Here is an 11,491-nt window from a genome sequence, read left to right on the forward strand (position 1 = left end):
TTTTCTCACAGCGGAAAGTTTCAGTAGATGCTTGCATCAGTTGAAAATCGTGATGATGTTTTCTGCTTTGAAGAAACCATTCTTTTAATATCAAATCATTTAGAAGTTCTGTTTTGCAGAACTTTTATTCTCCTCTGGAAATTTGTGATACAATGAAGAGAAAGTATTTCAATGACAGCTCAATCTGTTGAGGTAGGAAGAAGAGGTAGGAATGTTAGAGAAGTGGGAGAATGTGAAAGGGACCATCAAGACGATGGGAAAAGAGCTATCGGCGGCCTTTGATTGGGCTTTTGATCGCCTCTTTTCAAGGATTCAGCTGACGAATGAACAGTTTGTCTATGTGCTCTTGTCCGTCGTTTTTATCGTGGCCAATGCCATCTTGTGGGTGCAAAAGTTCCAAGGCTTTCCGATCACCGCAACCGAACGGCCAGAGGTTGTGTACAAGGCAAAAACACCGGCTGATCAGATTCCTCATACAGCTCGAATCATGGCGAATGGAGACCAGCTCTATCATGATCTGGTCTATATGAGTGCACAAAAGGAAGACGGAAGCTATGATTTTCATGAAAATTATGAGTATGTCAAACCCTGGCTACAAAAAGCGGATCTAGCCTTGGGTGATTTTGAGGGAACTATTAACCCCAATTATTATTTGTCAGGTTATCCCCTCTTTAATGCGCCGAGCGAAGTCGTACCAGCCATCAAGGATGCTGGTTATGATGTCATGGATTTGGGACACAACCATATCCTGGATTCAGGTCTAGAAGGGGTCTATTCGACAGCCAAGGCCTTTGAAGATGCCGGCATCACACCTGTCGGTGTCTATACGCATGAAAAGAGAGGCCAGGCCCCCTTGGTGATCAAGGAAGTGAATGGCATCAAGATTGCTATTCTAGCCTACGCTTATGGGTTTAATGGAATGGAAACGACCCTTACTCCAGAAGAGCAAGCAGATGTCTTGTCTGATCTGGATGAAGAACGGATGAAGGCGGAGATCCAAAAGGCGGAGCAAGAGGCCGATATCACCATTGTCATGCCCCAGATGGGAATCGAGTACCAATTGGAGCCGACAGAAGAGCAAAAAGAGCTCTATCATAAGATGGTTTCTTGGGGAGCTGATATCGTCTTTGGTGGGCATCCCCATGTTGTGGAGCCTGCTGAAGTGGTCAATAAAGATGGTCAAAACAAGCTCATCATCTACTCGATGGGGAATTTCCTTTCTAATCAGCGTCTGGAAACCATGGGGGACGTGGAGACTGCCCAGTGGACAGAACGAGGAGTCTTGATGGATGTGACCATCGAAAAGATTGGCCGCAAGACACGGATTAAGACGGCTACTGCTCATCCAACCTGGGTTAGTCGGACTCCGAAGGGAACCTATTCTCCTGAAGGCTATGACTTGTACAAGTACCAGACCTATATTTTGGAAGATTTTATCCAGGGTGGCAAATACCGCGACAAGCTGGATGAGGAGACCAAGGAGAGAGTGGACACGGCATACCGAGAAATGAAGGAACATGTCCACTTGGACTGGCCTCAGAGTGGAAAGGAATAGAGCATGGAAGGAAATGTGAACTGGATCCCGCTTGGGATCCTAGGATTGATCGTGGTGATTTGGGCAACCAAATTTCTTACAGCCATCCGCCTCAAGCAAAAGCTGAAGAAGGCTTGGGATGGAGCGCCTTTCTTTCGCAAGAAAGACACAGAAGAAAGTTTGATAGATAGTCTGGCTTATCCAGCTAAGGGAAAGACGATCGATAGCCAAGTGGATGATCAGACCTGGCATGATTTGGCTTTGGATGCGGTCTTTGATCAGCTCAACTATACCCAATCGAGCCTTGGAGCAGAGGCTCTCTATCAAAAGATGCGCCTGCTGGAATTCCAGCCTCAGGACCAGCTTCATGACTTAGAAGCCTTCTTTGAAGAGCATCCTGATTTGCGCCTCAAGGTCCAGGTCATTTTCAACCAACTGGGCAAGAAAAACCACAACATGGCGCGGAGCATTGTCGCAAATCCCGGCAAGCATTATGCAGGTTTACCCCTCTATCTAGCCTTAGCCTGTCTTCCCATTGTCTGCCTCTTTGCCATTCCCTTTGAACCAGTTGGGGCGATCACCCTCTTGATTATCAGTGTGGTCTTTAATATCGTCTTTTCGAGTTTGCGCAATTGGTCCAACAAAATTCGTCTGGACAATGTTAGCTATTTGGTCCGCATCTTTGCTTCGGCAGAACGCTTGAGCCATCTAGCCTTGCCACAACAAGAAGAATTGAAGCAAGCGGTCAAACCCTTTAAGAAAACGCGGATCCTTGCCAGTGTCTTGCAGAGTCCAACGGGGACATCTGAGATGGAAATTATTCTCCTCTACCTCAACGTCCTCTTTTTACTCCCGCAGATCGCTCAGGTTTATATTTACAATCAGGTGAAGGCTTATCAAAAAGAGGCCCAGAAGCTTCTGGATCTCCTTGGAGAGATGGAAGTTGCTATTAGCCTCTTGCGCCACAAGCGGGATCTAGAAGTGGTCTGCCAGCCAGTCTTTACGGAAACGGGTGGCATTGAGGGAGAGACGCTCTATCATCCCTTGCTGTCTAATCCGATTGCCAATGATGTGCATTTTCAAAAAAATATGGTCATCAGTGGAGACAATGCGTCTGGAAAATCGACCTATCTGAAAACGGTCGCCATAAATGCTATTCTGGCTCAAGGACTGGGCTTCGCCTATGGAGAAACATTGGCCCTCCCTTATGGTCATGTTTTAACGGCTATGGATGTGAGCGATGATATTGAAGTTGGAGATAGCTACTTTATAACGGAGAGCAAAGCTATTTTACGCATGATTCAGCATCTCAAAGAGCCTGGCTTTCATTATTTTTTTATTGACGAGCTCTTTAAGGGGACCAATACCATCGAGCGGATCGGGTCTGGCCTTGGGATTGTCCGCTGGTTGGCTTCCCAAAACTGCCTCTACATGATCTCCAGCCATGATATTGAGTTGGTCGCAGCCTCTGGTGAGGTTAATGATAATTACCATTTTGATAGCCGCTATGTGGAGGGCAAGATCGTCTTTGACTACCAGATCAAGCCAGGGTCAGCCGTGACTAAAAATGCGGTCAATACCCTAGAAAGCCTACATTATCCAGAGGAGATCACGCAAACAGCCAAGGACTTGATTGACCAGTATGAAGAGACGGGACGTTGGTCTTTGAAAGAAATTGAAAAAGAATGAAAAATGAATGAAGGAGTTTGTAAATGATCGGTTTGGGGACCTTCTATAATGCCTTAGGGGTCGTATTTGGTGGGCTTTTAGGATTGCTCATCGGTCAACGTTTGTCAGAAGATTTTCATGAGACCCTTCTGAAAGTGACAGGAGTTGCTGTCTTTGTCTTGGGCATCGCGGGGACCTTGGAAAAGATGCTGGTGGTGCATGGAAGTCATGTGGAAAGCCATGGCAGTATGATGTTGATCCTGAGTCTAGTGCTTGGGACGGTGCTTGGGGAGCTCTTGAAAATTGAGGAGGGCTTGGAGCACCTCGGGATCTGGCTGAAGGAAAAGACAGGCAACCAAGGTGATACCAGCTTTGTCGATGCCTTTATGACCACGGCCTTGACCATCTGTATCGGGGCTATGGCGGTGGTTGGAGCTGTCCAGGATGGCTTGACAGGCGACACGTCGACCTTATTGGCTAAGGCTATACTGGATATGGTCATCGTTCTGGTCTTGACTGTTTCAAAAGGAAAGGGCGCGATCTTTGCGGTGGTCCCACTCGTAATCCTTCAGGGCTTGATCACACTTTTGGCTCATTTGATCGCACCGATCATGACCCCACAAGCCCTGTCCAATCTCTCACTGGTTGGCTCCAGCCTTATTCTCTGTGTGGGGATCAACCTCATCTGGGGCAAACGCATCAAGGTTGCCAATCTCCTGCCAGCAGTGCTGATTGCCATTATTTGGGCCTTTCGATGGATTTATTGATAAAACAAAAGTGTTATTTGAATTTGTTGAATTTAGCAAGGTATAAATTTCTATGAAATGAAACCTACAAAACTTGTACGGATATTGTAGGGTAAGAAAAGAAATCTTCCTCTATACTAAAATAAACTGAAGGAAAGGGGGAATCGAAATGAATATTATCAAGTCGTTTAACGATACGATTGATTATCTTGAAACAGTTCTTGATGATGAAATTGATGAAAAGAAAGTAACTCAGTTATCCGGATATTCGTATTCAATGTTCAGTCGCTTGTTTTCTATTCTGACTGAAACAACGCTTTCAGAATATTTAAGAAGCAGAAGATTGACGGAAGCAGCCGTTATATTAAGAAATACGGATGAAAAAATTATTGACGTTGCTTTCAAATTCGGATACGAGTCATCGGATTCATTTGGGACTGCTTTTAAGAATTTTCATGGATTTACTCCTTCTGAGGTGAGAAATGGGAAACCATTCAAATTAGTTTCACGGGTGCAATTAGCACTCAGTGTAAGAGGAGGAAGAAGCATGAATATTACAATTCAAAAGAAACAAGCATTTACAGTTGCAGGGGTAAATGAACAAAGCATCAATTCATCATTATGTCCAAGTGTCTGGGATAAGCTGTATGAAAAATATAGCCACGATGAACTTGCAAGTTTGGGAAACGGTCAAAGTGTTGGCGTTTGCCATGATGTGGAAAATCCAAGCACAATAAACTATATGGCTGGTTATATCGTTAATGATGTAGATAAAGCCACAAGTATGGGCCTAGATGTTTTGGAAGTGGAAGAAGCAGAGTATGCTGTTGTAGAATTAGTAGGAAGTGTTCCGGAGTGCATTCATAACGGGTGGAAATATGCAATGGAAGTATTCTTCCCTGAGCATGGCTATATTCATTCAGGAAAATCTGACTTTGAATATTACTATGAAGGTGATATGCACAGCAAAGACTACAAAATGGAACTTTGGATTCCGATAACTAAAGCTTAAAAACCATATTGAGATATAGCGTAAAGTAGCGGGAAATATTATGCCAAGACCAAGAACAAAAGAAGATTTAATGATTGCAGCGAAAGAAAACTATGATAAGTTGAACGTATTAATTGCTAAGCTATCTGACGAAGAATTAAACACACCTCTTGACTTTTCAAGTGATGAAAAAAAGAAAGAGGCTCATTGGAAAAGAGACAAAAATTTAAGAGATATTTTGATTCATTTATATGAATGGCACCAACTTCTTTTGAATTGGGTAGATACAAATTTAAAGGGAGTGGCAAAACCTTTTATTCCAGCTCCATATAATTGGAAAACTTATGGAGATATGAATGTCGAGTTTTGGAAAAAACATCAAAATACTTCTCTTGAAGATGCAAAAGAAATGTTTCATAAATCCCATAAAGATATTTTAGAATTAGCTGAGAGATTTACAAATGAAGAATTGTTTTCAAAAGATGTCTATAAGTGGGTAGGAGGAAGTGTACTTGGTTCGTATTTTGTAAGTGCTACTTCAAGTCATTATGATTGGGCGATGAAGAAATTAAAAGCACATCAAAAAAATTGTAAGAAAAAATAAGCAGATATGGTATCTTTTTGGTAGCTAAACAGACAAAATATCTTGTTTTTTGCAAATAATACTTAAAAAGAATGTTGATTTATCAGCATTCTTTTTCATTTCAAATCAATTCTCGGAATTAGAAAAAGAGGGACATTATCTTTTTGCAAATATGGGAAGTAATTTATGGAAACCCTGATTTTTGGTATGATAGTCGTAATTTCGAATAGGGAGGTTGGAGTTGCCATGAGTGATTTGAATCAGACAGTTGAATTTATTAAAGAAATCGAGAAATTAAAGTCGGTAACAAGGTTTAATAGAACCCTTGATGGACGGTTTGAAAATAGTGCCGAGCATTCCTGGCAGGGTGCGATAGCTGCGATGGTTTTGCAAGATTATTATCCTGAAAAATTGAATATAGAAAAGGTCATGTTTCTGTTATTGATTCATGATTTAGGTGAGATTTATGCCGGAGATACTTGGGTGTTTGATGATGAAAAAAAGGTTCATGCTCATGATAGAGAGCTGGCATCTATAGAAAAAACAATGAGCCTCCTTCCAGAAGCAACCTATTTGAATATGAAAAATTCGTGGTTGGAGTTTGAAAAAGGGCAGAGTCCTGAGGCAAGATATGCAAGAGTGATTGATGCATTGGTACCACTGATCAATCACTTGGAAGTATCAGAAGTCAATTATAATCCTGATCATATCCGTTCAGAGATGGTATTAGAAAAGAAAAAATTTATAAAAAGTGAATCGGAAGAATTATGGAAACTGACGGAAGAGTTGGTTCATGAAAGTGTAGAAAAGGGCTTATATTTATAAGATCCTTTGGCCATCAGTAACAACTTTCAGCCCAAGAGGAAGCCACCTGTTTTCACGGGTGGTTTTGACTTGCTTGATCTGTGGTATAATGGGAACAGATAGTTTGCACCCTATGAAAGGGAAAAGGTTAGATTGTATGATTAAGTTGATTGCAACAGATATGGATGGAACCTTATTAGATGAACGAGGAGAGGTGGATCTTCCGCGTCTGGAAAGGCTGTTGGACCACTTGGATCAAAAAGGGATTCGCTTTGTCATTGCGACGGGAAATGAAATCCATCGCATGCGCCAGCTCTTGGGTCCCTTGGTCAAGCGGGTGACTCTGGTCGTCGCCAACGGAGCTCGGATTTTTGAGAATGACCAGATGGTTCTAGGAAAATTCTGGGATCGGGAATTGGTGGAGGCGGTTCTTGCTTATTTTAGGGGCCGGGAAATTTCAGATCAATTGGTTGTATCAGCTGTCAATGGTGGCTTTGCCAAGGAAGGCACGGTCTTTACAGAAGTTGAAAAATTCATGCAGCCGGAAGTGATTGAAGCCTTGTACAAGCGAATGAAGTTTGTTCCGGAACTGACAGCCGATTTGTTTGACCAGGTGCTTAAAATGAGCTTGGTGGTTGGCTTGGATCGTCTTGATCAAGTGAGTCGGGAAGTCCAACAGGCTTTTGGAGATCAGCTCATGGCGGTTTCGAGCGGTTTCGGGAGCATGGATCTCTTACAAGCAGGTATTCACAAGGCTTGGGGACTGGCTCAATTAATGGAGAAATGGCAGCTCGATGCTAGTCAGGTCATGGCCTTTGGGGATAGCGGAAACGACATCGAAATGCTTGAAATGGCTGGTCACTCCTATGCTGTGGCCAATGCAGAAGAAGCTGTCAAGGCTGTTGCCAAACACCTAGCGCCGAGCCATCAAGAAGGCGGTGTCTACCAGGTGATCGAAGAGTATCTAGGATTGACCCCCTGGGAACAAGTGAAAGGAAAGAATTAGATGGCAGTACAACTGTTAGAAGACTGGCTCATAAAGGAGCAGGAGAAGATCGTAACAACCTATCGGGAACTCAATCAAGCCCCTCTGAAGGAGCCTGGTTTGATCTTTATCGGAGATTCCATCGTGGAGTATTTCCCCATTCATGAACTATTACAAAGTCCGAAGCACATGGTCAATCGGGGAGTGCGAGGCTATAAGACAGATCTCCTTCGTGAACATCTAGACGCCCATGTCTTTGGAACGGCGGTGGATCAGATCTTTCTCTTGATCGGGACCAATGATATCGGAAAAGAAATTCCTCAAAAGGAAACCCTAGACAATGTAGAAGCGGTCTTACAAGCAATTATGCGGGATTTTCCGCTAACTCACATCAACCTGATCTCGGTTCTACCGGTGAGTCAAGAAGAGCGCTACAAGCAAAAGGTCTATGTGAGGACCAATGAAAAAATTCAATCCCTTAACCAGGCCTATCGCGAATTGGCCCAAGCCTACCACCAGGTCAGCTATATTGATGTGTATTCGTCTTTATTGGATGAAAAGAGGCAGTTAGCAGAAGCCTATACGACAGATGGTCTCCATTTAAGTGTGGCTGGTTACCGAGTTCTAGCCCAAGCTCTGCAGGAGACATTATAGAGACAAAATAGGGAGCGAAAAAGCCCAACTAGACAAATCTTCAAAGAAAAATTTCAGATTGAAGATAAAGTCTTCTTAAAAACTTTCCTTAGGTGAGTACGGACGTCAGCGAACTTCTACGAAGTTCCATGACTTAGTTTTGGACCTAAGGTTCCAAAACTCCCGAGTGCTAGAAACAATAGTGTTTCTAGCACTTTTCTCACGGCGGAAAGTTTCAGGAAATATTTGAATGGTTCTTATAATTGAAATCAATTCTATTTCTTTTTAGATTTCTTTAGATGATTTTTTGTAAAAACAGATTGTCTACCTTCCTCTATTTCCAAGAGGAAATTTTTTTGTCTTTTTGGTTGACAAATGTAAATCTTAGGTGTAAAATAACATCATAAGGTTTACGAATGTAGATCGTGAAAGGAGGAGCCATGCAAATTTCTAATGCGGAATGGCGCATCATGAAGATTATCTGGATGGAAGGCAAGCAGACCAGCACGGATTTGATCGCCGTCTTGTCCGAGCGCTTTGACTGGTCGAAGTCGACCATCAAGACCCTCTTGACGCGCTTGGTGGAGAAAGGCTGTCTGACCAGAGAAAAATCTGGCAAAGCCTTTGTCTACTCGGCTTTGTTGAAGCAGGACCAGGGGTTAGACTTGGTGGTTGAGGATGTGAAAGACAAGGTTTGCTCAAAAAGAATTGTCCAGGTGCTTGAAAACTTGATTCAGGCGAGTGACTTTACGCTTGCAGATCTTAATCAGCTGCAGCAGGTCCTGGAAGAAAAGAAAGCTGAGGCTGTCGAAACAGTCCCTTGCAATTGTATGTAATAGAAAGAAGGAATTTCCATGTTTGGATTGTTAATTAGTATTGTTTGTTTACTTGGGGTTGCTTTTATTGCTTGGTGGTTCTTTGCAGAGCATGAAAAGGTAAGCGGCCACGCTCGTCAGAAATCAGGTTATCAAGAAATTGAAGTCGAAGTCATGGGGGGGTATTCGCCTGAAACCATTGTCCTGAAAAAGAATGTTCCTGCCCGGATTATCTTTAATCGCAAGGATCCATCTTCATGTCTGGCTCAAGTGATCTTTCCAGATTTTGGCGTTCATGAAGATTTGCCTTTAGGTGAAAAACATGTCATTGAAATTACGCCAGAAAAAGCGGGCGAATATGGGTTTTCATGTGGAATGAACATGATGCATGGTCAAATGATTGTGGAATAAAGGAGTAGGTATGGTAGAAAAACAAAAAGCAGTTGTGGAAAACGGAGTGCAAAAGATCCGTATTACAGCAGAAAAGGGCTATAGTCCCAAAGAATTTCAACTTCAAAAAGGGATCCCTGCTGAAATCACCTTCCATCGGGTCAATCCTTCCGGCTGTTACAAGGAAATTTTGTTTGAAGATCAGGGGATTTTAGAGCCTTTGGAAGTCGGTGTGGATAAAGTGATATCCTTTACCCCGACAGAAACAGGGGACTTTGAGTTTTCATGTGGAATGAAGATGCAAAAGGGTTCCTACACGGTTGTGGAAAAACGCCGTCGTGTCTTAAGTTTACGGGATCGCTTTTGGATTACTAGTATCTTTACCCTTCCTTTATTAATCTTGATGATCGGGATGTGGGCAGGACTTGTCTCCCATCCAGTCAATCGCTGGGGAAACTTTCTAGCGACAACGCCGATCATGTTGGTAGCAGGAGTTCCTTTTATCAAGAGTGCCTGGGCCTCATTTAAGAAGCACCATTCCAATATGGATACCTTGGTAGCTCTTGGAACCCTGGTAGCCTATGTCTATAGTGTATTTGCCCTTTTTACTGGTCAGCCAGTATACTTTGAGGCTGCGGGTTTTATCATCTTCTTTATCCTCTTAGGGCAAATCTTTGAAGAACGGATGCGTAACAATGCCTCCGAGGCTGTGGAAAAATTGTTGGATTTGCAGGCAAAAACGGCTCAAGTTCTCCGTGATGGGAACTATGTCGAGGTGGCGGCAGAAGATATCCAAATTGGTGACTTGATTCGGGTCCGTCCTGGGGAAAAGATCGCAGTTGATGGGACGATTGTAGAAGGAAGTACGACCATTGATGAGTCGATGGTGACAGGTGAAAGCCTTCCTGTGGAAAAGTCGGTTGGTGATGCAGTGATTGGCTCCACTATCAACAGCAATGGGACCATTCTCTTTAAGGCTGAAAAAGTCGGTAGTGAGACCCTCTTATCTCAAATTGTGGACTTTGTCAAAATGGCCCAATCCAGTCGTGCTCCTATTCAAGATTTGACGGATAAGATTTCAGGTATCTTTGTTCCAGTGGTGACGATTTTGGCCATTGCGACTTTCTGGGTTTGGTCCGTGCTTCTGGGCGCGTCGCTTCAAGAGGCCATGCTCTATGCAGTCTCTGTCCTCATTATTGCCTGTCCTTGTGCCCTTGGTTTAGCAACCCCAACAGCCCTGATGGTCGGAACCGGCCGTAGTGCCAAGATGGGGGTTCTGATTAAAAATGGAACAGTTCTTCAAGAAGTGCAAAAGATTCAAACCGTTGTATTTGATAAGACAGGGACTATTACCATTGGCCAACCACTTGTAACCGATGTTGTAGGAGATGAAGCGCGTGTCTTGACACTGGCTGCTAGTCTTGAAACTTTTTCAGAACATCCACTAGCCCAAGCGGTGTTATCCCAAGCAGAAGAAAAAGGTTTGGTGTTATCCCCTGTGGAAAACTTCCAAGCGATTGAAGGAAAAGGGGTCCAAGGTCAGATCGACCAGCAGTTGGTGACCTTGGGAAATGGCAAACTTCATGACGGGACAGCGATGGATCCGGAGCTTGAAAAACGGATGGTAGAGTTGCAAGAGCAGGCCAAAACAGTGATCAGTTTGTCTGTGGATGGGCAAGTGATTGGCTTGATTGCCATTCAAGATGCTCCGAAGGCCAGCTCAAAAGAAGCGATCAAAAAGCTCAAAGAACGGGGCTTGAAAACGGTCATGTTAACGGGTGATAATGAACGGGTGGCCCAAGCTATTGCTAAGCAAGTGGGAATTGACACCGTCATTGCTGATGTCCTTCCTCAAGAAAAAGCTAGCGCCATCCAAAAACTGCAAGAAGATAGCAAGGTCGCCTTTGTTGGAGATGGGATCAATGATGCTCCAGCTCTCTCGATCGCGGATGTGGGGATCGCTATGGGATCTGGAACGGATATTGCGATCGAGTCCGGTGGCATCGTGCTCACGCAAAATGATTTGCTTGGCGTTGTGCGCGCCTTTGACATGAGTCAAAAGACCTTCCGCAGGATTTTACTCAATCTCTTCTGGGCCTCTATCTACAATCTCCTTGGGCTTCCAATTGCTGCTGGAGTCTTTGTAGGACTGGGATTGACCCTCAATCCAGAACTAGCAGGTCTTGCCATGGCCCTTAGTTCTTTGTCTGTTTTGATTAGCTCTCTGCTTCTCAATGTTGCGAAGATTGATTAATGGGAAGAAAAAGTGATACACATATCACGTAGAGTGAAGATAAAATCTTTCCTGAGATTTTCCTTAGGTGAGTACGGACGTCAGCGAA

General features: G+C 43.6%; 11 protein-coding genes. All 11 read left to right on the forward strand.

Translation table 11 applies throughout. The features are described 5' to 3' along the window. Nucleotides 1–211 precede the first annotated feature (211 nt). The 11 genes from HMPREF2926_RS05845 (at nucleotide 212) to HMPREF2926_RS05895 (ending at nucleotide 11,403) form a co-directional block, all read left to right on the forward strand. Nucleotides 212–1,555, forward strand: a complete 1,344-nt coding sequence (locus HMPREF2926_RS05845) for a CapA family protein (protein ID WP_070586861.1) — start codon at nucleotides 212–214, stop codon at nucleotides 1,553–1,555. Between the two features lie 3 nt (nucleotides 1,556–1,558). Further along, on the forward strand, nucleotides 1,559–3,223 hold the full coding sequence (locus HMPREF2926_RS05850; RefSeq protein ID WP_070586863.1) for a MutS-related protein: 1,665 nt from the start codon (nucleotides 1,559–1,561) through the stop codon (nucleotides 3,221–3,223). Nucleotides 3,224–3,246: 23 nt separating this feature from the next. Then, nucleotides 3,247–3,969, forward strand: a complete 723-nt coding sequence (locus HMPREF2926_RS05855; RefSeq protein ID WP_070586864.1) for a DUF554 domain-containing protein — start codon at nucleotides 3,247–3,249, stop codon at nucleotides 3,967–3,969. A gap of 148 nt (nucleotides 3,970–4,117) precedes the next feature. Next, nucleotides 4,118–4,960: an AraC family transcriptional regulator gene (locus HMPREF2926_RS05860; protein ID WP_070586866.1), complete on the forward strand. Its 843-nt coding sequence runs from the start codon at nucleotides 4,118–4,120 to the stop codon at nucleotides 4,958–4,960. A gap of 40 nt (nucleotides 4,961–5,000) precedes the next feature. Next, nucleotides 5,001–5,543 carry a ClbS/DfsB family four-helix bundle protein gene (locus HMPREF2926_RS05865; RefSeq protein ID WP_070586868.1) on the forward strand — a complete coding sequence of 181 codons (543 nt, stop codon included), beginning with the start codon at nucleotides 5,001–5,003 and terminating at the stop codon, nucleotides 5,541–5,543. A 225-nt stretch (nucleotides 5,544–5,768) separates the two neighbouring features. Beyond that, nucleotides 5,769–6,347 carry an HD domain-containing protein gene (locus HMPREF2926_RS05870; protein WP_070587402.1) on the forward strand — a complete coding sequence of 193 codons (579 nt, stop codon included), beginning with the start codon at nucleotides 5,769–5,771 and terminating at the stop codon, nucleotides 6,345–6,347. 136 nt (nucleotides 6,348–6,483) lie between these two features. Beyond that, nucleotides 6,484–7,332 carry a Cof-type HAD-IIB family hydrolase gene (locus tag HMPREF2926_RS05875; protein WP_070586869.1) on the forward strand — a complete coding sequence of 283 codons (849 nt, stop codon included), beginning with the start codon at nucleotides 6,484–6,486 and terminating at the stop codon, nucleotides 7,330–7,332. Continuing rightward, the gene (locus HMPREF2926_RS05880) at nucleotides 7,333–7,965 is read left to right on the forward strand and encodes an SGNH/GDSL hydrolase family protein (protein ID WP_070586870.1); all 633 of its coding nucleotides are present in this window, start codon (nucleotides 7,333–7,335) and stop codon (nucleotides 7,963–7,965) included. It abuts the gene before it with no gap. A 419-nt stretch (nucleotides 7,966–8,384) separates the two neighbouring features. Continuing rightward, a complete protein-coding gene (locus tag HMPREF2926_RS05885; protein ID WP_070586872.1) occupies nucleotides 8,385–8,780 on the forward strand; it encodes a CopY/TcrY family copper transport repressor in 396 nt (131 codons plus the stop codon). An 18-nt stretch (nucleotides 8,781–8,798) separates the two neighbouring features. Further along, nucleotides 8,799–9,170, forward strand: coding sequence for a cupredoxin domain-containing protein (locus HMPREF2926_RS05890; RefSeq protein WP_003013285.1), 372 nt, complete (start codon nucleotides 8,799–8,801; stop codon nucleotides 9,168–9,170). A gap of 10 nt (nucleotides 9,171–9,180) precedes the next feature. Then, nucleotides 9,181–11,403, forward strand: a complete 2,223-nt coding sequence (locus tag HMPREF2926_RS05895; RefSeq protein WP_070586874.1) for a heavy metal translocating P-type ATPase — start codon at nucleotides 9,181–9,183, stop codon at nucleotides 11,401–11,403. Nucleotides 11,404–11,491 lie beyond the last annotated feature (88 nt).

It is taken from the genome of Streptococcus sp. HMSC078D09, from assembly GCF_001813675.1.
Taxonomy (GTDB): Bacteria; Bacillota; Bacilli; order Lactobacillales; family Streptococcaceae; genus Streptococcus.